This window comes from Streptomyces sp. NPDC058221, from assembly GCF_042882365.1.
Classification (GTDB): Bacteria; Actinomycetota; Actinomycetes; order Streptomycetales; family Streptomycetaceae; genus Streptomyces.
Genome location: NZ_JBHVWF010000001.1, coordinates 64578 through 85549, shown reverse-complemented (window position 1 = coordinate 85549; position 20972 = coordinate 64578). Strand labels below are relative to the sequence as shown.

The 20972-nt window shown below is 72.1% G+C and carries 16 protein-coding genes and 2 tRNA genes; 7 read left to right on the top strand and 11 right to left on the bottom strand.

The window, feature by feature from the left end; all coding sequences use genetic code 11:
• The first annotated feature begins 58 nt into the window (after positions 1-58).
• Positions 59-922: an endonuclease/exonuclease/phosphatase family protein gene (locus ACFVW8_RS00385; RefSeq protein WP_389685351.1), complete on the top strand. Its 864-nt coding sequence runs from the start codon at positions 59-61 to the stop codon at positions 920-922.
• 19 nt (positions 923-941) lie between these two features.
• Here the strand turns inward: ACFVW8_RS00385 and ACFVW8_RS00380 are convergent, their stop codons facing one another.
• From ACFVW8_RS00380 to ACFVW8_RS00355, 6 genes are all read right to left on the bottom strand, one after another.
• Positions 942-3170, bottom strand: a complete 2229-nt coding sequence (locus ACFVW8_RS00380; protein WP_389685350.1) for an ArnT family glycosyltransferase — start codon at positions 3168-3170, stop codon at positions 942-944.
• Complete coding sequence (locus tag ACFVW8_RS00375) at positions 3167-4567, bottom strand: glycosyltransferase (RefSeq protein WP_389685349.1); 1401 nt, start codon at positions 4565-4567, stop codon at positions 3167-3169. Before ACFVW8_RS00375 ends, ACFVW8_RS00380 begins: the two co-directional genes overlap by 4 nt.
• 26 nt (positions 4568-4593) lie before the next feature.
• Positions 4594-6237: an ATP-binding protein gene (locus ACFVW8_RS00370; RefSeq protein WP_389685348.1), complete on the bottom strand. Its 1644-nt coding sequence runs from the start codon at positions 6235-6237 to the stop codon at positions 4594-4596.
• A 4-nt stretch (positions 6238-6241) separates the two neighbouring features.
• On the bottom strand, positions 6242-6982 hold the full coding sequence (locus ACFVW8_RS00365; RefSeq protein WP_389685347.1) for a response regulator transcription factor: 741 nt from the start codon (positions 6980-6982) through the stop codon (positions 6242-6244).
• 99 nt (positions 6983-7081) lie between these two features.
• Positions 7082-7969, bottom strand: a complete 888-nt coding sequence (locus ACFVW8_RS00360) for an amidohydrolase family protein (RefSeq protein WP_389685346.1) — start codon at positions 7967-7969, stop codon at positions 7082-7084.
• Between the two features lie 33 nt (positions 7970-8002).
• Positions 8003-8911, bottom strand: coding sequence for a DUF2797 domain-containing protein (locus tag ACFVW8_RS00355; RefSeq protein ID WP_389685345.1), 909 nt, complete (start codon positions 8909-8911; stop codon positions 8003-8005).
• Between the two features lie 100 nt (positions 8912-9011).
• Here ACFVW8_RS00355 and sigJ point away from each other — a divergent pair, with 100 nt between their 5' ends.
• Positions 9012-9959 (top strand): RNA polymerase sigma factor SigJ, encoded by a 948-nt coding sequence (gene sigJ / locus ACFVW8_RS00350; RefSeq protein ID WP_389685344.1) that lies wholly within the window; start codon positions 9012-9014, stop codon positions 9957-9959.
• A 93-nt stretch (positions 9960-10052) separates the two neighbouring features.
• Positions 10053-11261, top strand: coding sequence for an NAD(P)/FAD-dependent oxidoreductase (locus ACFVW8_RS00345; RefSeq protein ID WP_389685343.1), 1209 nt, complete (start codon positions 10053-10055; stop codon positions 11259-11261).
• 28 nt (positions 11262-11289) lie between these two features.
• Here the strand turns inward: ACFVW8_RS00345 and ACFVW8_RS00340 are convergent, their stop codons facing one another.
• The 3 genes from ACFVW8_RS00340 to ACFVW8_RS00330 all read right to left on the bottom strand — a co-directional run bounded on the left by ACFVW8_RS00340 (position 11290) and on the right by ACFVW8_RS00330 (position 13338).
• On the bottom strand, positions 11290-11478 hold the full coding sequence (locus tag ACFVW8_RS00340) for a hypothetical protein (RefSeq protein ID WP_389685342.1): 189 nt from the start codon (positions 11476-11478) through the stop codon (positions 11290-11292).
• A gap of 29 nt (positions 11479-11507) precedes the next feature.
• Positions 11508-12647 carry a cell wall protein gene (locus tag ACFVW8_RS00335; protein ID WP_389685341.1) on the bottom strand — a complete coding sequence of 380 codons (1140 nt, stop codon included), beginning with the start codon at positions 12645-12647 and terminating at the stop codon, positions 11508-11510.
• Between the two features lie 364 nt (positions 12648-13011).
• A complete protein-coding gene (locus ACFVW8_RS00330; RefSeq protein ID WP_389685340.1) occupies positions 13012-13338 on the bottom strand; it encodes a helix-turn-helix domain-containing protein in 327 nt (108 codons plus the stop codon).
• Between the two features lie 576 nt (positions 13339-13914).
• On the opposite strand from ACFVW8_RS00330, the gene ACFVW8_RS00325 reads away from it, so the two are divergent.
• Complete coding sequence (locus ACFVW8_RS00325) at positions 13915-14355, top strand: VOC family protein (protein ID WP_389685417.1); 441 nt, start codon at positions 13915-13917, stop codon at positions 14353-14355.
• A 228-nt stretch (positions 14356-14583) separates the two neighbouring features.
• Entirely contained in the window at positions 14584-14922 is a 339-nt protein-coding gene (locus tag ACFVW8_RS00320; RefSeq protein ID WP_389685339.1) for a hypothetical protein, read from the top strand.
• 249 nt (positions 14923-15171) lie between these two features.
• Here ACFVW8_RS00320 and ACFVW8_RS00315 read toward each other — a convergent pair.
• Positions 15172-15244, bottom strand: a tRNA-Arg gene (locus ACFVW8_RS00315).
• Positions 15245-15451: 207 nt separating this feature from the next.
• Positions 15452-15542: transfer RNA gene (locus tag ACFVW8_RS00310), tRNA-Ser, on the bottom strand.
• A 225-nt stretch (positions 15543-15767) separates the two neighbouring features.
• Here ACFVW8_RS00310 and ACFVW8_RS00305 point away from each other — a divergent pair.
• Both ACFVW8_RS00305 and ACFVW8_RS00300 read left to right on the top strand, forming a co-directional pair.
• Entirely contained in the window at positions 15768-16229 is a 462-nt protein-coding gene (locus ACFVW8_RS00305) for an SSI family serine proteinase inhibitor (RefSeq protein ID WP_389685338.1), read from the top strand.
• Positions 16230-16441: 212 nt separating this feature from the next.
• Positions 16442-20857: a PAS domain-containing protein gene (locus ACFVW8_RS00300; protein WP_389685337.1), complete on the top strand. Its 4416-nt coding sequence runs from the start codon at positions 16442-16444 to the stop codon at positions 20855-20857.
• Positions 20858-20972: the final 115 nt, after the last annotated feature.

The window sequence follows — 20972 nt, the reverse complement described above, 5'->3', positions numbered from 1 at the left end:
TACAACCGGCTTTTCGCGGGTACGGTGCCGACGCTGATCCGACAAGGGCTGGAGTGGTATGTCACTGCGTCGTCGTACGGTGGAAGTCCTGCTTGCCGCGGGCCTGTTGGGGGCGGCGCTCGCGCCACCTGCGTCGGCCGCCGGGCACGGCCCGGAGCGTCCGGTGCCGCTGCGCGTCGCGACGTACAACATCCACGCGGGTGCGGGGATGGACAACGTCTTCGATCTCGACCGGCAGGTGGCCGAGCTCCGCTCGCTGCACGCGGACGTGATCGGACTCCAGGAGGTCGACGTCCACTGGGACGCCCGCAGCGAGTGGCGAGATCTGGCGGGCGAGCTGGGCCGGCGGCTCGGGATGCGGGTGTCGTTCGCCCCGATCTACAGCCTCGATCCGGCGGCACCGGGCGCTCCACGACGCGAGTTCGGCGTCGCGGTGCTGTCCCGCTACCGGATCGTGAGCGCCGAGAACCATGACATCACCCGGCTCTCCACCCAGGACCCGGATCCGCTGCCGGCGCCCGCGCCCGGCTTCGGCGAGGTGGTGCTGCGGGTGAAGGGGCTGCCCGTGCACGTGTACGCGACGCACCTCGACTACCGCGGCGACCCGACCGTACGGACCGCTCAGGTCGCCGACACCCGCCGGATCATGGCCGAGGACCAGGAGCAGGAGCGGCGGCCGGTGCGGCAGATCCTGCTCGGTGACTTCAACGCGGCGCCGAGCGCCCCCGAACTGGCCCCGCTGTGGGAGGAGCTGACGGACATCGAGCCGGGCGCTCCCACCTTCCCGGCGCAGGACCCGGTCCAGCGGATCGACTACGTCGCGGTGTCCAAGGACACCGTGCGGGTACGCGACGCGGCGGTGGCCGAGACACTCGCCTCGGACCACCGCCCCCTCGTCACGGACCTGTTGCTGCGGCGCTGAGCCGGCCCGCGCGCCCGGCTCAGCTGCTCTTCGGCTTGGTCAGGTCGTAGAACGTGGCGCTGCCTGCCGTGACCTTCTCGAAGCCGGCCTCCACCCAGGTGGAGATCTTCGAGGAGGTTCCGCTGCTGCCGCCCATGCCGCCACCGCCGCCCTCTCCGCTGGAGATGAAGTAGTGGATGCGGCCGTCCTCGACGTACTTCTTGAACTGGGAGAGCGTCGGGGACGGGTCGCTTCCGTTGAAGCCGCCGATCGCCATCACCGGGTCGCCGGTGGCGAGCTGGTAACTGGCGGCGTTCTGCGAGCCGATGGCCGCGGCGCTCCAGGTGTAGTCGTCGGCGTCCGCCGTCAGGAGCTTCTTGGCCGCGGCGTCGACGGACGCGCCGTTGAGCAGTCCGCCCATGCCGCCGCCACCGCCACCGCCCCGGGAGCGTTCGCCCATGCCGGGCATGCCACCGGGCTGCTGACCCGGCTGCTGCCCCGGCTTGCCCTGAGACGTGCCGGGCTTGCCCTGGCCCCCGCCCTGCTGGTTGCCGGTCGGGGGCTGCCCCGTACCGGCGCCCTGCTTGCCGGTCGGGGGCTGCCCCGTGCCGGCGCCCTGCTTGCCGGTCGGGGGCTGTCCCGTGCCGGCGCCCTGCTTGCCGGTGGGAGGCTGCATGCCACCGCCGGGACCACCGCGGCCGCCACCGCCGCCGGGTCCGCCCATTCCGCCGGACGACGGGCCGGCCGTGACGATCGAGCCCTGGTGCCCGGTGTTCAGCGTGTTCAGCGTGTACGCGACCGGACCGGCCAGTGAGGCGGCGAAGCCGAGACCCACGGTGAGAAGCGCCAGCTGACGCCCCAGCCGGGCCGCGAGCAGCAGGCCCACCGCGCCCACGAGCCCGGCGACGAGCACGGCCTGGCGCAGCCACGGCAGATAGTCCGGGGTCCGCCCCAGCAGCACGTACGCCCAGTACGCCGTCACGGCGACCGTGAGCGCGAGCGTGGCCCCCGCCCACCAGCGGGACCGCTCCTCCCACAGGACCGTGACGCCCATGCCGATCAGCGCCGCGATGTAGGGGACCAGAGCCACCGTGTAGTACTGGTGGAAGATGCCGGCCATGAAGCTGAACACGGCCGCGGTCATCAGCAGCGAGCTGCCCCAGGCGAGGAAGGCGTCCCGGGCCATGTCCGTCCTCTTCGCCCGCCAGGTCAGCCAGACGCCCGCGACCAGCAGGATCAGCGCTGCGGGCAGCAGCCACGAGATCTGGCTGCCGATCTCGGAGTTGAACATCCGGTCGATGCCGGTCTCGCCCCACTGCCCGCCGGCCCCGCCGCCACGGCCGCCACCGCCGCCGACACTGCCGGTCTCCTCGCCGTTGATCCGGCCGAGCCCGTTGTAGCCGAAGGTCAGCTCCAGGAACGAGTTGTTCTGCGAGCCGCCGATGTACGGACGCGAGGAGGCGGGCCACAGCTCGACGATCGCCACCCACCAGCCGCCCGCCACGACCATCGCCAGGGCGGAGAGCCCCAGCTGGCCGAAGCGCCTGCGCACGGAGACCGGCGCGAACACCGCGTACAGCACCGCCAGCGGCGGCAGGATCAGGAACGCCTGGAGCGTCTTGGACAGGAACGCGAGTCCGACCGCGACCCCCGCCCACACCAGCCACTTGGTGCGGCCGTTCTCCATCGCGCGCAGCACGCAGTAGACCGTGACGGTCATCAGCAGCGCGAGCAGCGCGTCCGGGTTGTTGAAGCGGAACATCAGCGCGGCGACGGGCGTCAGTGCGAACACCGCCATGGTGATCAGCCCGGCGGCGGCGCTGAAGCGGCGACGCACTGCGGCGTAGAGCACCCCGGCGGTGGCCGTGGCCATCAGCACCTGCGGGAGCAGGATCGCCCAGGAGCTGAGCCCGAGGACGCGGACCGACAGGGCCATCGGCCACAGGGTGGCCGGGGGCTTGTCGACGGTGATGGCGTTGGCCGAGTCCAGCGAGCCGAAGAAGAAGGCCTTCCAGCTCTGGCTGCCGGCCTGCGCGGCCGCGGAGTAGAAGGAGTTGGCGTAGCCGGAGGCGCTGAGGTTCCACAGGTAGGCCAGCGTGATGACCAGCAGCATGCCGAGGAAGGCCGGACGGGCCCATCGGGGGTCATCGGGCCTGCCTCGCCACACGCGGTGCGGCAGCGACCGGCCGGGGCGCCCGTGGGCCGCGGAGGCGCCCGGCGGGGGCGCGTCCGGCGGGGCCGGGAGGTGGTCGGGGTGCAGCGTGGTCATCGGGCGTTCCTCAGTTCGTGGTGGGTGTCGTCGGCCGGACCGGGGACGGGAGCGGGGACCGGAGCGCCGGTGACGGCCGGACCGGAGGCCACGGGCGCGGGTCCGTCCGCGTCGGGCGCACCGCTCGGAAGCCCCTGGTCACGGTCGCGGTCGCGGTCCGGGAAGACCCAGGCGCGGAAGAGCAGGAAGCGCAGCACCGTTGCCGCGAGGTTGGCCGCGATCAGCACGGCGAGCTCGGTGCCGTGCGAAGGCTCTGGGGACGTCGTCCCCAGCGCGGCCAGCGAGCCGCTCGTCAGCGCCAGGCCGATGGCGAAGACCACGAGCCCCTGCGCCTGGTGACGGACGGCCCCGCCCCTGCCGCGTACGCCGAAGGTGAGCCTCCGGTTGGCCGACGTATTGGCGACGGCCGACACCAGCAGCGCGCCGCCGTTGGCGATCTGCGGGCCGGCGCCGAGCCGGAACAGCGAGTACAGGGCCAGATAGAAGAGGGTCGAGAGGGCTCCCACGACACAGAACCCGACGAGCTGCCGGGCCAGTCCGCCCGGCACCCCGCCGATCCCGCGATCGCGCGGGTCGTCACCGAAGGGCCGCGCCAGCCGGTCCAGCGGCAGCGCGCCGACGGCCAGCGCCCGCCCCACCCGCCAGACACCCTTCAGGTCATCGGTCGCGGTCCGCACGATGTGGACGGTCGAGTCCGGGTCGTCGACCCAGTCGACCGGCACCTCGTGGATGCGCAGCCCGGCGCGTTCGGCCAGCACCAGCAGTTCGGTGTCGAAGAACCAGCCGGTGTCCTCGACCATCGGCAGCAGCCGCTGCGCGACATCGCGCCGGATCGCCTTGAACCCGCACTGCGCGTCGCTGAACCGGGCGGCCAGCGAGGAACGCAGGATGATGTTGTACGCCCGCGAGATGAACTCCCGCTTCGTCCCCCGCACCACCCGCGAACTGCGGGCGAGGCGTGAGCCGATGGCCAGGTCGGAGTGGCCGGAGATCAGCGGCGCGACCAGCGGGAGCAGCGCGTTCAGATCGGTGGACAGATCCACGTCCATGTAGGCGAGGACGGGGGCGTCCGAGTGCGACCAGACGGTGCGCAGCGCCCGTCCTCGGCCCTTCTCCTCCAGCCGGAAGGAACGCACCCGGGGCAGCGTCTGCGCGAGCCGCTGCGCCACCTGCGGCGTCCGGTCGGTGCTCGCGTTGTCCGCGACGGTGATCCGGAAGGCGTACGGGAAGGTGCGTGCCAGATGGTCGTGCAGTCTCAGCACGCACGGTTCGAGGTCCTTCTCCTCGTTGTAGACGGGTACCACCACATCGAGTACGGGGACACCTGCCGTACCGCCCGCACCGGCCAGGAGGTGTTCCCGGGCCGGCAGGGTGCCCCAAGGAGTGTCGGTTCGCATGACATAGACACTCGCCAACCGCGCTGTCACGCCCGTGTGCTGAGCCTGTGGCCCGCCTGTGAGTGCGCCGGGGCGCCGTACGTGCTGTGGCCGGCGGGTCCGGTGCCCCCGGTGCCGGTGCCGCGGCGGCTGTCACCGGGACCGCCGGCCGGACCGCCCGGGTACCCGGGATCCGCCGGCAGATGGACGGCGAACACCGTGTCGCCCGGCACCGAACGCACCTCGGCAAGACCGCCGTGCGCGGCGACGACGGCCTGCACGATGGCGAGACCGAGCCCCGTCGACCCGGCGTGCCGGGAGCGCGAGGCGTCGCCGCGCGCGAACCGTTCGAAGACGTGCGGCAGCAGATCCGCCGGAATGCCGGGCCCGTTGTCCTGGACCTCAAGGGTCACCCAGGGGGACCCGGCCCCCGCGCGCACCCGTGCCGTGACCGTGGTCCCGGCCGGGGTGTGCGTACGGGCGTTGGCCAGCAGGTTGACCAGCACCTGCTGGATCCTGGTCGGATCGGCCCATACGGTCGCGGGCTCCTCGGGCAGCTCAAGACGCCAGTGGTGGGTGGGCGCCGGCCCGTCCGCGGAGGCGGCACGGCCCGCCACGCGGGCGTCGCTCACCGCGTCTATGACGAGCGGTGACAGATCGGTGCTCTCCTCACTGAGCGGCCGCCCGGCGTCCAGCCGGGCGAGCAGCAGCAGATCCTCCACCATGCCCGTCATGCGTTCCGCCTCGGACTCGATGCGGCCCAGAGCATGCCGCGTGTCCGGGCCGGTGTTCTCCCGCCCGCGCCGGGTCAGTTCGGCGTACCCGCGGATCGAGGAGAGCGGGGTGCGCAGCTCATGGCTGGCGTCGGCGACGAACTGCCGGACCCGCATCTCGCTCTTCTGCCGCGCGTCCAGCGCCGAACCGACGTGGCCCAGCATCCGGTTGAGAGCCGCGCCGACCTGCCCGACCTCGGTCCGCGGATCGGCCTCCGTCCCGGGGACGCGTTCGAACAGGGCGACCTCGCCGCTGTGCAACGGGATCTCGGAGACCCGGGTCGCGGTGGCGGCCACCCGGCGCAGCGGGCGCAGGGCGACCGTGACCATGGCGGCGCCGGCGAGCCCGGCGGCGACGAGCCCGGCCCCGGTGACGCACACCTCGACGAGGATCAGGGTGGTGATGGCCTTGCTCACCTCATCGGTGGGAACGCCGACGAGGACGGTCGTATCGTCGTCCATGGGAACGGCCTCGACCCGGTAGTCGCCGAGTCCGGTCAGTTCGACGTCGTGCGCGCCGCGGTCCACCGGGATGCCCGCAGTCTCCAGGGCGTCCTGCTGGGCGCCGCTCAGCGGTTCGTTGCTGGGCTGCACGCCCGGCCCGCTGGCCTTCACGACCAGGGAAGAGACGACGGCACCGTCCGCGAGCACGGCGCCGAAGGTCTTGAGCGGCTGGCCTCCTCCGCCTATGAACCCGAGCGGCTCCTTCTTCGGCCCACCGGGCACCGGCTCACCCGGCATCCGCTCGGCCCGGGCGGCGATGTCGCGCAGCTGGTCGTCCAGCTTTCCGTACATGTAGCTGTGGAACGCGATGGCCGTGACCGAACCGATCACGGCCGCGACGACCGCGATCAGCGTCACCGCGGAGACGACGAGCCGGGTCCGCAGCGTCCACGGGCCCTTCCGCAGCCGTCTCATGCGGTCACTCACCGGGCTTGATCAGATACCCCGCGCCGCGCCGGGTGTGGATCATCGGCGTCCGGCCCGCGTCGATCTTCTTGCGCAGGTACGAGATGTAGAGCTCGACGACATTGGCCTGACCGCCGAAGTCGTAGTTCCAGACGCGGTCCAGGATCTGCGCCTTGCTCAGCACCCGGCGCGGATTGCGCATCAGGAAGCGCAGCAGCTCGAACTCGGTCGCGGTGAGGTGGATGTTGGAGCCGGCCCGGCTCACCTCGTGGCTGTCCTCGTCCAGCATCAGGTCACCGACGACGAGCGTCGACTCGCTGCGCACCGCCGCCGTGCCGGACCGCCGGATCAGCCCGCGCAGCCGGGCCACGACCTCCTCCAGGCTGAACGGCTTCGTGACGTAGTCGTCGCCGCCCGCGGTGAGCCCGGCGATCCGGTCCTCGACGGAGTCGCGCGCGGTCAGGAACAGCACCGGTACGTCGGAGAGCTCCCGGCGCAGTCTGCTGAGGACGGCGAGCCCGTCCATGTCCGGCAGCATCACATCGAGGACCACCGCGTCGGGCCTGAAGTCACGGGCGGTACGGACGGCACCTGCCCCGTCCCCGGCGCTGCGCACCTCCCAGCCCTCGTACCGCAGGGCCATGGAGAGCAGCTCCGCCAGCGGGGCCTCGTCGTCCACGACCAGGACCCGGACGGGGCTGCGGTCCGGCCTGAGCAGTTCGGTGCGCCCCTGGGGCGAGGTGGTCGTCGTCATGGTCCCCACCCTGTGAGACGCCCCTGAGAGAGTTCTTTCCCGATTCTGTGAATTCCCTGAGAAAGCCTCCGGGCCCCGGCCCCCGCACGACGGGCCGCCTCAGCAGGCGAACAGCGCCTTCGCGTTGTCGTGGCAGACCGCGCGCAGCCAGTCGTCCCCGAGCTCCAGCCGTTCCAGGGCGTGCAGCTGGTGGGCGTACGGGTACGGGATGTTCGGGAAGTCCGTGCCCAGCAGGATGCGGTCCCCGAGCGCCTCGAGCCGCCCGCGCTCAGCCACCGGGAAAGGCGTGAAGCCCTCCGTGAAGTCGGTGAACGCCATCGTCGTGTCGAGCCGCACCTGCGGGTACGCCTCCGCGAGCGCCAGGAACTCCGCGTACTCGGGCATCCCCATGTGCGCCACGATCAGCGGCAGCCGGGGATGCCGGGAGAGCAGCCGGCCGACCGGTTCCGGACCGGTGTGCCTACCGGGTGCCGGCCCGGACCCGCAGTGCATCACGACAGGGATGCCCGCCTCGGCCAGCAGCCCCCACACGGGCTCCAGCAGCGGATCGTTCGGGTCGTACGCCCCGACCTGGAGATGCGACTTGAAGACCCGCGCACCCGCCTCGACCGCCTCCGTCACATACGTCCGCACGCCCTCCTCGGGGAAGAAGGTCGCGGTGTGCAGGCAGTCGGGCACCCGGTCGGCGAACCCGGCCGCCCAGCCGTTCAGCCAGGCCGCCATGCCCGCCTTGTGCGGGTAGAGCATCGAGGTGAAACGGAGCACGCCGAACGAACGCAGCAGCGCGAGCCGTTCGTCCTCGTCCTGCCGGTAGGCGATCGGCCACTCCATCCCGGTCAGCGGACCGGCGGAGTCGAAGTAGGCCCAGACCTTGCGCAGTACCCGCTCCGGCATGAAGTGCGTATGGACGTCGATGAGCCCCGGCAGCCCCAGCCGCTCGTGGAACCGCACCACGTCGTCGCGTTCGTCACCCAGTTCGTCACCCATAGGGCGCTCCTCCTTCGATCGCATCCGACGATCTCAGAACAGTCCGCCCTGCGACGCGCCGCCCCCGGCATCCACGGTCGGCACGCTCACCCCGGCCGCCGGACCGGCCGCCGCGAGCGCCCAGCCGGTCATCAGCCGGGTGTCCACCACGACCACACCGTCGTCGCCGGTCTCCAGATGCAGATCCGGTCCGGCCGCCGCGACCAGCCGCCCCGCGACCGCGCCCCCGTCCACCAGCCCGCTCACCGCCCGCACCGCCCCGACCCGCCCGCTGCTCCCGCCGTTCCCACCGGTCCCGTCGATGCCGAAGATGCCCGCGTGGTCGACGGCCTCGAACGGCAGCCGCTCCAGCGCCTCCGGCCAGCCGCCCCCGTCGAGTGCGACGGCACGGGCGTACAGCTCACCCACCTCACGGGCCCGCTCGGCCGGGACCGGCAGCCCGGCGCGCACCGCCCGCTTTCGCGCGTACGGAATCCGGTCCGGCACCCCGAGCGCGGCCCGCAGCAGCTCCTCGGACCGCCGTGCCGCCATCAGCGGCCCCCGCCCCAGCCAGCTGAAGACCACGGCCCCCTGCTCCCGCAGCCGGGCGGCGCCCCGCGCCTCGGCCGTGATCCCGACCTTCACCATCCCGGGTCCGAACCAGGCCAGGTACACGCGGTACGTCCTCGGGTCGTCGGGGATCGTGTCGGCCGCCACCGAGTGCGCCCGGTCCAGCCGTCCGCACTCCGGGCACCGCCCCCCGGTGCTCCGCGCGGACACCACGGCTCCCACCGGGCACACGTTTCCCCGGGCCCCGGAACAGCCCCGCGCCCCCGCGGCCCGGAACCCGAACTCCGTCCCGTACACCAGCGCGCTCCCCCGCACCTCCCGGCCCTTGCGCCACCCGAGCACGGGGCCGCCCCGCTCCTCGGGCCACCGGAGGCCGGTGCACTGCCAGTCCATGCGCGAACCCTACGACCGGACACTGACAACGGGCGCGGGAGCTGGGGCTTGTCGTCGAACTGCCGTCTGCCGCGCGGCGTCAGGCCCTAGGATCCGAACCATGCCCCTGACCGTGAACGACGTCGAGCGGTTCGAGGCCTCCAGGCCCCGCCTGGAGGCCATCGCCTACCGCCTCCTCGGCTCGGCGAGCGAGGCCGAGGATGCCGTGCAGGACACGTTCCTGCGCTGGCAGGCTACCGACGTCGACCGGATCGAGGTTCCCGAGGCCTGGCTGACGAAGGTCCTCACCAACCTCTGCCTCACCCAGCTGACATCGGCCCGCGCCCGGCGGGAGACGTATGTGGGCCAGTGGCTCCCCGAACCGCTGCTCGCCGGGGACTCGATGCTGGGCCCCGCCGACACCGCCGAACAGCGCGAATCGGTCTCGTACGCGGTTCTCACACTCATGGAACGCCTCTCCCCCAACGAGCGGGCGGTGTACGTGCTGCGCGAGGCCTTCGGCCACCCGCACCGGGAGATCGCCGAGATCCTCGACATCGGCGAGGCCGCCAGCCAGCAGATCTTCCACCGCGCCAAGAAGCACATCGCGGAGGGCAAGCCCCGCAGCGAGGTCGACGAGGCCGCCACCCGCCGGATCGTCGAGGAGTTCCTCGCGGCCGCCACCAGCGGCCGGACCGAACCGCTCGTACGGCTGCTCACCGAGGACGTCGTCTCGATCGGCGACGGCGGCGGGAAGGTCCCGGCCCGGGCCAAGGCGTTCGGCGGCGCCCTCCAGGTCGCGAAGTTCCTCCGGGGGCTGTTCAAGCCCAGCGAGGTCAAGCGCACCATGACCGGCGGGTCACCCGGGCTGTACGCCACGACCGCCAACGGCGCCCCCGCCGTCCTGGCGGTCGTCGGGGACCGGGTGGTCGGCATCATGTGCCTGGAGATCACCGACGAGGGCATCGCCGCGTTCCGCAACCAGGTCAACCCCGACAAGCTCGAACGGGCGACCCGGCAGTGGGCTGCCGCCGACGGCCACGGGGCGCCCCTGCTGTACGCCTTCTGACTCCAATGTGACCCACATCACACCTCACTCCTGTCAGGAAACGCCGGTCTGCCCGGTTCAAGTGGCGAACCCGCGCGAGACAGGAGCATGGAAATGCAGCACCGAATCATCGTCATCGGAGCCGGATACGCCGGTGCCACCGCCGCCGGGCGCCTCGCCAGGCGGCTGCACCGCGAAGATGTCGCCATCACCCTCGTCAACGCCGACACCGACTTCGTCGAGCGCGTCCGGATGCACCAGCTGGCGGTCGGCCAGAACCTCAGGCCCCGGCCCTTCAGCAAGATGTTCGCGGGCACGGGCGTCGAGCTGAAGCTCGCCGAGGTCACTGGCATCGACGTCGACCGCAGGACCGTCGCCGTCCGGAGCGCCGACAGCGCCGAGGACCAGGAGCTGGAGTACGACAGCCTCGTGTACGCGCTGGGCAGCGGCTGGAACAGCCAGGGCGTCCCCGGCACCGCCGAGCACGCCCACGAGATCGCCGGCCGTCCCGGGGCACTGCGCCTGCGCGAGCGCCTGGCGCGGCTGGAGGCCGGACAGCCCGTGGTCGTCGTCGGCGGCGGCCTCACCGGCCTGGAGGCCGCGACCGAGGTGGCCGAGGCCCGCCCGGACCTCGACGTCTCCCTCGCCGCCCGCGGCGGACTCGGCGACTGGCTCTCGCCCAAGGGGCGCCGCCATCTGCGGCACGTCTTCGGCAAGCTCGGCATCACGGTGCACGAGAACACCACCGTCACCGGCGTCGAGGCCGACCACGTCACCACCGCCGACGGCGTCTCCATCCCCGGCGCGGTCACGGTGTGGACCACCGGCTTCGCGGTCCACCCGATCGCGAAGGCGACCGCCCTGGAAGTCACCGACACGGGCCAGATCGTGGTCGACGGAGCCATGCGCTCGGTCTCGCACCCGGACGTGTACGCCATCGGCGACGCGGCCATGGTGATGGGCCCCGGCGGCAAGCCGCTGCGGATGTCGTGCGCCTCGGGCGTCCCCACCGCATGGCAGGCAGCAGACGGCATCGCGGCCCGCCTGACCGGCACCAAGCCCCCGAGCGCGCCGCTCCGCTACGTCAACCAGTGCATCTCGCTGGGCCGCAGGGAAGGCGTGATCCAGTACGTCACCGCCGACGACCGCGCCGTCCGGGCAGCCCTGACGGGACGGCTCGCCGCCCTCTACAAGGAACTGGTCTGCAAGGGCGCGGCCTGGGGCGTCGCCAACCCGACCTTCGGAATGCCGACCCGCCGCCGCCGCGTCGTCGGGTCGGGCGCCCACGCCCAGGAACCGTCGGCGGTCAGCGCGGAGGCCTGACGCAGGAGTGCGTGCCGGGCACAGCGGCTCAGCGCTTCTGTGCCCGGTACCTCTTGAGCAGTGCGGTGATCTGCGCATGGCCGGCACCGCTGTTCAACGCCGCGAGGAGATCATCGGGGCAGAGCTCGTAGTGATCGCCCCACCAACGGCCGCCCTTGTTGTCCCAGACGCGGTACCCGCCCGGCACCCCTCTGGCCACATACCGTCGTCGGCTCATTCCGCGCAACCACCCGCCCCCGTGCTTCCTTACGGGGCAGCACCGTACCGGCTGCAACCGGTGCCGGGGACGCCGCCCACGGCACGCGCCCCGGTGAACTCGCGCAGCAGCACCTCATCCACGAGCCGGTTCGAGTACAGACGGCGGGTGTCCCTCTCGCCGAGGTTCTCCAGGGCGGCGAGCACCAGACCCGGATCCGTCACGGCGGCGGAGCGTAACCGGACGACCTCCTCACGCGTCAGCCCTTCGACTCCGTACGACGCACCGTCGGCCCCGACCGGAGCCACGCTCCCGGCCGACTCGGCCGACTGCTCCCGCACGTCGGTCACAGCACGGCTGAACACCTCGGGCGGGCTCGCACATCTCTTATGTCCCACGGGCACTGAGTCCCGTGCCAGGGCCGCGGTGATGCGGGCCGCCGGACGAGCCGGGCGCCGGCCGATGGCCAAGCCGCAGAGCTCGGCCGCGATGTCGCGGGCATCGAGGCCGCGGTCGATGAGCGGGCGCAGCGCGTACGCGAGGCGGCGCAGCCCCTCGCGCTGGGTCCAGGCGACGAGAGGGCGCACCTGCCGGGCGACTGCGATGTCACGGGCGACCTGGAACGGGGACCGCCGCGGCGCACTGCCGGACGTCGCACGCCTGCGCACGGTGTAGTTCAACCTCCCACTCACATCAGCCTTGCGTAGGTCGTGGTGGGGCCCGGAAGAATGGGGTGCACGCCGGCCTGAACGGCGGCTCCGCGCAGGCGAGTTGTCCACAGGCCCGAACCCCGCCCGCGCGCCCTGGACCGCACGGGCCCGGCCCGCATCCGTCACCCCGCTCACCCTCGCCCCGTATCCGGCGCCCTCCAGACGGTGTCCCATCGCGACGTCGTACACGGCCGGGACCGTCGCGGCGTAGATCGTCGCCGTGCCCGCGTAACGGCGGCCCGGCAGCCGCAGGTTCCGCTTCGTCCCGTGCCGCTGCCACACCAGCGCACCGAGCTCCCGCAATACCCGGACGTGCCGCTTCACCGTCGCCACCGACACCCCGCACCGGGCAGCGGTGCCCGCCAGGTCGTACAGCACGAGGCCGAGCCGGTAGTCCATCCGCTCAGCCAGATCGCGCGCGACGGCCAGAGTCGTCGCCCCCGCCCGCCGATGCAGACCTGCCTCGACGAGCCACACCACCGCCCGCAGCCACGCACGCGGCCGGGCGCGCCTGGAGGCTGTCGCGTCGAGCTCCTGAAGAAGGCGGGGAACGGGGATACAGGCGGGATCCGGGCATGCCGGAGAAGCGCGGCGCGAAGCCGCGCCGGTGGGGTGGCGCATCACAGTCCGTGGGGTGAGGGGCGGCCGGTGGGGCCGCGGGGGTTGCGGGAGCGGGGCCGTTACGGACGGCTCGCGGGCGTGGGGATGGTCACCACGCGGGTACTTGCTGTCCTACGATCGAACGCGAATCCTTCTCTTCACCTGGGTGGATTCCGATCGGCGGGGTGATGACCCGCTGGTCACTACGGCCGGGCGGTGCTCACTACACCGCTCGGCCGTTCTGCTACTCGGCCGAGTCCTCGGTGTTCTTCTTGGGGCGGTTCTTTCCAGACCCGGAGTAGCCCCGCTCGATGTCCTGCACGGTTCCGATCGAGACCCCCAGGCTTTCGGCGATCTCTCGGTACGTCACTTTCTGCGACCGCAGGTGCAGCACGATCCTCCGTCGATGCTCCTTCAGCCTCTTGGTGCGCTCGGTCTGATCTCTGAGCAGGCGACTGATGATCTGCGCCTTCTCTAGCGAGTCCTCCATCGACTCGACGGCGTCCAGGCCATCGAAGACACGTTGCACCTCCTCCCTCTCGACCAGCCCTTCGCTCTCTATGTCGGCCATCCCGTTCCTTCGAATCGGGCGTGCCGCTTGACTTGCATTATGGGGGTCCCATAAATTTGCAGTCAAGTGGCGACGCCACCCAGCAACAGAAAGGCCCCGGACCGGAGTTCGTACCTCCATATGGCCGGGGCCAGTCAGAACCCTGAGATCACCAGGAGACCGACCATGCGCCATCCTTCCACCCCGGACTCCCCACCCGACAGGCGGCACGTCGCGCTGCCACCGATCGCCGGCCTGTCCACACAGCAGCAGCGCGGCGTTCACTGCGTCTTCTGCGGTACGACCCTGCGCACCGGGGCGGTCCGCGACCTCGGTCAACAGCTGATCGAGGTGCACGGATCGATGGTCCGCTGGTTCCCCCGCAGCTGCCCGTCCTGCCCCGAGGAACTGCCGCTGATGTGCGACCGCTGCGGCAAGCCGATCGCCGCCGGAGAGGGGGAACGCGTGGCGATCCACGGCGCGTCGGGGGCGGGCGGCACGATCATCGTCCACAAGATGTCGAGAACGTGCCATCGTCTCCGTCCACGGGACATCAGCGGCCACCACCGGTCGCACGAGGAAGAAGGAGAAGCCGGCATGGCGATTCAGCGGATGGACAACGTCGGCATCGTCGTCGAGGACTTGGATGCCGCCATCGCGTTCTTCGTGGAACTCGGTATGGAGCTGGAGGGCAAGGGGGAGGTCCAGGGCGGCTTCGCCGACCAGTGCACCGGACTCGACGGCGTCCACTGCGACATCGCCATGATCCGGACCCCGGACGGCCACAGCCGGCTCGAACTGGCGAAGTACCGCAGCCCCGCGGCGACGAGCGCCGGGCCCCGCAACAAGCCGCACAACATCCTGGGCACGCACCGCGTCATGTTCGCCGTCGACGACATCGAGGACACCGTCGCCCGTCTGCGCCCGCACGGCGCCGAACTCGTCGGCGAGATCGCCCGGTTCGAGGACAGCTATCTGCTCTGCTACCTCCGCGGCCCGGAGGGCATCATCGTCGGACTGGCCGAGCAACTGGGGTGAGAGGGCGGCGTCCTCGTAGACGCCAGTGGTGGCCGAGCCGATCCTCTCGACGCGCCATGAGCCCCTGGTCACCGGACACAGCGGGCTCATAGTCTGCGGGCCATGGAATGGACAGCGTTGGTTGCCACAGCGGTGGGTGCGGTTATTGGAGTGGGCAGCACACTCGCTACAGACCGCGTCCGTTGGCGACGGGACACAGGCGAGCGCGACAGAGAGACCATGCGCACGGTGTCTGCCCAGTTCTTGGAGGCCCTGACTGAGGCGCGCGACGCAATAAGCGATGCCAGCCGATCGGGGCACCTATCTCTGGATGAGCGGGCCGAGCTCGCTCGCGCCAGCACCCTGGCCCACGGTGTGCACGCGAAGCAGTACCAACTGGAGCTGCTGGCTACGCCGGAGGTTGCCCAGTCCGCCAGGGACGCCGCCTACCAATTGCTTCTCTACCGGGACACGGTGATCGCCGGCCATTTGCGTGATGATCCTGAGTGCGCACAGATACGGCGCGACTTCCGAGAGGCACGCCAAAAGCTCATGACTGCAATGCGTGCTTCGCTGAGTCGCCCCTGAGCACCTTCGACCGCCTCGCTCCGCCCCCACCCGGCACACACAACACCCGCACAGCGGATTCTTCGGCACTCCCCGATCGGCATCCCGGTGGAGGTCTACACCGAAGCAAGCGAGGAAGCTGTACCGGACGCGATCGGCCGGCTGTCCGACGAGGTGGGCGGCACCGGCTGACATGGTTGCTGTACTTCGCTGCTGTACGGGCAACGCTAGAGGCCCCCAGGATTTCTCCTGGGGGCCTCTAGCCTGCTGTGCACTCGGCAGGATTCGAACCTGCAACCTTCTGATCCGTAGTCAGATGCTCTATCCGTTAAGCTACGAGTGCTTGGCGTCCTGGGCTTTTCTGCCCCGTCGGCGTTGCGAGAACAACATTACATGACCTGCGGCGTCACGCGAAATCCATTAGCCACACCGCTGCCGAGCTGCGAAAACACCCGTTCGAGGCCCCTTCGAGGCCCGTCCGACGGAGCCCGGATCCGGCCCCGGACACGACCGAAGCCCCGGCCAGTGGCTCGGGGCTTCGGTGATCAAGCGGAGGCGGAGGGATTTGAACCCTCGATGGGCTTTAAGACCCAAACCGCATTAGCAGTGCGGCGCCATAGACCGGACTAGGCGACGCCTCCAGCACACCCCGCGCCAGCGCGGGTGGTGCGTGCAGATGATGACACAGCTGCTCGCCGTGTCACCAATCGACGCCTACGGTACTAGGCAGTCGGCCACGAGAGCAAAGTGCCCGCGGTTGCGCAACGCCGTGGCGTGCGGAGCGTTAGTCATGCGGGGGCGCCGCCCCCGCCGTTCCCCTCCGTCGCCGGCCGTGGCCGTCGACGTGCACGACCACTGGAGCTCGCATGCTGCGTCGCCTCGCCCTCACCGCCGTCGTGTCCCTCGCCGCGCTGTCCGCAGCCGTCCCCGCCGCGACGGCCTCGGCCGGTCCTCTGCCGCTGCCGGTGCTGCCGCTGCCCGTACTCCAGGGCGACGACGGCGGGACACATCTGACCGTGGTCGTCTCGGGGTCGGGGGACCCGGCGGCGGACGGCAGGTACGAGCTGGAGTGCGAGCCGGCGGGCGGCAGCCACCCGGTGGCGCAGCAGGCGTGCGACCGGCTGGCGCAGCTGCCGCGCGAGAGCGCGGACCCGTTCGCCCCGGTGCCCCGGGACGCGATGTGCACCCAGCAGTTCGGCGGACCGGCCACCGCCCGGGTCACGGGTAGCTGGCAGGGGCGAAGCATCGATGCCGCGTTCGACCGGACCAACGGGTGCGAGATCGCGCGCTGGAACGGGCTGCGTCCGGTGCTCCCGAACGTCCGCTGAGCAGCGGCTGCGCCCTCCACGGGGCGGCACAAGGGGCACGTAATGGGCCAGAGTCGTACACCGTATGCACAGAACCTTGGTGAGAGCTCCCCCTCATCCGCCGCCCCTTGCCCCTCCCCTGCCTTTAGACTCCTCCAGTGACAGCCTGAGGCCCGAGGGGCAAGATGGGGCCGCTGTCGGCAAGGTGCAGTAATCAGGGAGGAAGCGTCGTCGTGAGCAGCAGGCCATCCCGAGGCGCTGCTCGCCTCGCAGCCATACTCGACGCCCTTCCGGACGGGCTTCTGCTCGTCAACTGCAACGGTACGGTCGTCAACGCCAACACCATCGCCCTCGAAATGTTCGAGACGCCGGGCACCGCGCTCGTCGGACGCGGACTGCTCGATCTGCTGCCGGAGTTCGACTCCAAGCTGATCCCGGGGTCGATGCGGAGGCCGGAGGCTGCGGACGAGCGAGGCCGTACCAAGCCCACGCGGATGACCGCGCGGCGGACCGACGGCAACGAGTACCCCGTCGAGGTGACGAGCGCCAGCCTGGAGGACGGGCAGGCCGCGTACAGCGACGTCCAGACGAGCTACAACGGCACGTATACGGGTGACGAGCTGCTGATGCTCGTCGTCCGCGATCTGTCGGGCACTGTGGACACCGAGGCCGAGCTGGCCCGCTCGCAGCGGCAGACCGAGATGATCCTGCGGGCCGCGTCCGAAGGTGTCGTCGGTACGGACACGGACGGCCGGGTCGTCCTGGTCAACCCCGCCGCCGCCCAGATCCTCGGCTTCCGCGCCACCGATCTCGGCGGCCAGGAGCTGCATCCGCTGATCCTGCACACGCGCGGCGAGGGCGAGCCGTTCCCGTACGAGGAATCGCCGCTCGCCGACACCTTGAAGTCGGGGCGCAAGCACCGGGTGCGCGGGCAGGTCCTGTGGTCCAAGAGCGGCAAGCAGGTGCCGGTCGACCTGACCACCGCGCCCGTGCGCGACGGTGACCAGCTGGTCGGCGCGGTGATGACGTTCACCGATCGCAGGCCGTACGAGGAACTCGGCGAGCAGCACTCCTCCGAGGTCTCCGAGCTCACCGCGAACCACACCGCCGCCGTCGCCGAGCTGACCGCGAACCACAGCGCCGAGATCACCGCGCTGACCGAACAGCACGCGGCCGAGCTGGCCGACCGGACCGAGCGGTACGCCTCCGCGCTGGAGGAGCAGACCGAGCGGACGGAGGAACAGACCGGGCGACTGGCCGACCTGTCCGCCCGGCACACCCAGCTGACCGCCGTGCTCGGCGAATCGCTGCGCGGGCCGCTGGAGGAGCTGCGCGGAGAGCTGTCCACGCTGGCCGCCGACCCCGCCGGCCAGCTGTGGCCGGAGGCCAACCAGATCCTGCACCACCTGGCCGCGGGCTACGCACGGATGACGACGCTCGTCGACAACGTACTGAGCTATCAGCGCCTGGACGGCGGATCCGAGTCGCTCGTCAGGACGAACGTGCTGCTCGACGGCGTGGTGACCGCCGGTATCGACGCCGCCGTCGAGCTCATCGGTCCCGGCCGCGCCCAGTTCGCGGTGCATGCGCCGCCGATCGAGGCAGAGGTCGACGCGGGACGGCTGGTGACGGCCCTCGCGCACCTGGTCGCAGACGTCGCCGGGGTCGACTCGACCGGGAAGGCCCGGCTGGTGCCGGGCGGCGGTTATGTCGACTCGACGGTCGTCGTCGCTGCCGCACAGCGCGGTGACGTGGTGCGGATCGAGGTCCGCGGACCGTTCGCCGGGGGAGACCCGGTGCACGAGCCGATCGTGCGCGGGATCGTGCGGGCGCACGGCGGCGTACTGCAGACGCACGAGATGCCGGGCATGAGCGGCAGCGCGTACGTACTCGAAGTACCCCTGGGCGCGGGCTCGGGGACCGTGATGCCGCCGATGGCACCGGACGCTCCGATGGGGATGGCCGCCACGGACGCTCCGGTCGGGCCGGGCGCTCCGACGGGTCCGCAGGCGGTGCCGGCTTCGGTGGCCGGGCAGGGTTTGGACGCCGGGCAGGGCTTGGACGGGCAGGGTCCGGACGGTCTGGACGCCGCCGGGCAGGCTCTGGGGGGTTCTCAGGCTGCTGCTCAGATTCCTGATGTCCCTCAGGCTCCTCAGTCGGAGGCGACCGGCGGGGGGCGGCGCCGGGCGCGCAGGTCCTCCACGGACGCCTTCCTGGAGAGCCCGGTGGGCGGATCCGAGGGTGCGGGCGAGCCCGGGGCGGCGACCGGGGACACCGGGGCGGCCGAACCGACCGGACGCCGGCGGGCCAGGCGGCAGCCTGCGGCCGGAACTGTTGCCGAGTCCGTGGACCCGTCCGCGGCCGCGGCTGCCGTCGAGCACGAGGGGCCCGGCGCCCACGAGCTGACTACGGCCCAGCAGGGCGAGGGCTCCGGCCGCAGGCGCGGCCGGCCCAGCCCGGCGGAGACCGGCGCTCAGGCCGTCGAAGGGCAGCAGGGGCCGGGGCACGCCCTGGCACTGCCCGCCGCGGCACCGTCCGAGGGCTCCGTGGTGACGGCGGCCGAGGGCGCAGCCGGGGGCCGTCCGCAGCGCGGGCAGACCGTGCCGCCGCAGGGCGTTCCGGCCGAGGCACCGACGCCGGTACCGGCCGCCGGACACCGGGCGCAGCAGGGCGGTGAGGGCCGGCTGGCCCTGCCGTCGGTGAACGCCGTGGAATCCGCGAGCCCCACGGCGTTCTCCGATCTGGACGATGCCGCGCGGCTGCAGGCGCAGGCTCAGGGCACCCGTTCGGCGGCCTCCGCTCCGGAGTCCGCCCCCGCGCGCCGTCAGCCGACCGGGCGACGGGCCCGCCGCGCGCTCTCCGCCGCACAGGACCGGGCCGCTCAGGCCGAGCCGACCGGCCCTCGGGTGCCCTTCGCGCTGCCGCCCGCCGACGCCGACCGGATGCCGGCCGCCGATGCCGACGCCTCGCTGCCGGGGCGCCACGACGCCGTGACCGGTGCGCCGGACCAGGACCACACCCCGCCGCAGGCCCACCCGCTCCCGACCGGACGGCGCCGGGCCCGGCACGCGGACGCCGCCCCACCGCAGGCGGTTCCCTTCGCTCTGCCCGAGCAGGCCGTCCCGTCCGCACCTGCTGCCCCGCCCGGACCGCCCGAACAGTCCGCGCAGTCCGCCGACGGGGAGCAGGACGGTGGCTGGGAGCAGGACGGCGTACCGGGCCGGAACCGGGGTCCCGCTGCGGCTGCGGCGACCGAACCGGCCGAAGAGCAGCCCGACGACGTGGAGTGGCCCGGGACGGGCAGCACCACCCACACCACCGGCACGGCCCCGGCCGGCAACGTCCGCGGCTCCGGCAGCGCCGACGCCCCCGGCAACCCCGCCGGCCCCGACGGCCCCGACGGCCCCCACGAGACCCGTCCGCGGACTCTCGTCCCCGGGCCGGACGCGCGGAGGCAACCGCTGCCCGCCGAGGCGCCGATGTCCGGCGGAACGTCGGACTCGGCGCAGGGGCGCGCGTTCAGCGTGCGGACGCTCGGGCAGGGCGTGCCGTTCGCCCAGCACATCGCGCACCAGCAGAACCAGACGCTCGGCGGCGCCGGCCGGCGCCGCAAGCTCGCCTCCCCGCCCGGGAGCGACCCGACCGACCGGACCGCCCCGCCGGCTGCGGCTCCGCCCGCCGCCGCGGCGCCGGAGCCGGCGGACCCGCAGCCCGCGGCGGGCGGCACCGGCCCCGGCGGCACGGGCGGCACCGTGCAGGGCTCGGGCTCGGGGCAGCTGCTGTCCTCGCCGACGTCCGAAGGACGCGCTTACGCCATAGGGGCACCCGACGAGGGCGCAGCCGAGGGGCCGGAGCCGTTGGACGGTCCCGGCGGCGCGGTCGAGGTCGCCAACCGCCCCTCCCCGCAGCCCGTCGACGACGAACTGCCGCCGGAACCGCTGGACAACCCGCGCCGGCTGCTCGTCTGGCCCGCGCCCGACGTCTCCACCCAGCAGGCGCTCAGTGACCGCGGCTACCGGCCGGTGATCGTGCACTCGCGCGAGGAGGTGGACGCACAGATCGCGGCGTTCCCCGCCGCGCTGTTCGTGGACCCGCTGACCGGCCCCATCACCCGCAAGGCGCTTCAGTCGCTGCGCCAGGCGGCCGTGGCTGCCGAGGTTCCGGTGCTGGTCACGGCCGGTCTGGGGCAGGCATCGAGGGAGGCGGCGTACGGCGCCGACCCGGCCGTACTCCTGAAGGCACTCGCCCCGCGCGACAGCGAGCAGCACCCGCCCCGGGTCCTGCTGATCGAGGAGCACGAGGACATCGCGTACGCGCTGACGCAGACGCTGGAACGCCGCGGTATGCAGGTCGCCTGTGCCGCGACCGACAGCGAGGCGGTCGCGCTCGCGACCCGGATGCGGCCGAACCTGGTGGTGATGGACCTGATGCAGGTACGCCGCCGCCGGGCCGGGATCGTCGACTGGCTGCGCGCCAACGGCCAGCTGAACCGCACCCCACTGGTCGTCTACACCTCGGCCGACATGAGCCAGTCGGACCTGCCGAAGCTGAGCTCGGGCGAGACCGTGCTCTTCCTCGCGGAGCGTTCGACGAGCGACGAGGTGCAGGCCCGCATCGTCGACCTGCTCGCGAAGATCGGCACGAACTGACCGCCGTACGGCGGCGGTGGCCACAGCGGTCCGGACACGACGAGGGCGGTACGGGAGTGATCCCGTACCGCCCTCACGTCCTCGGCCCTCACGTCCTCGGCCCTCACGTCCAGGG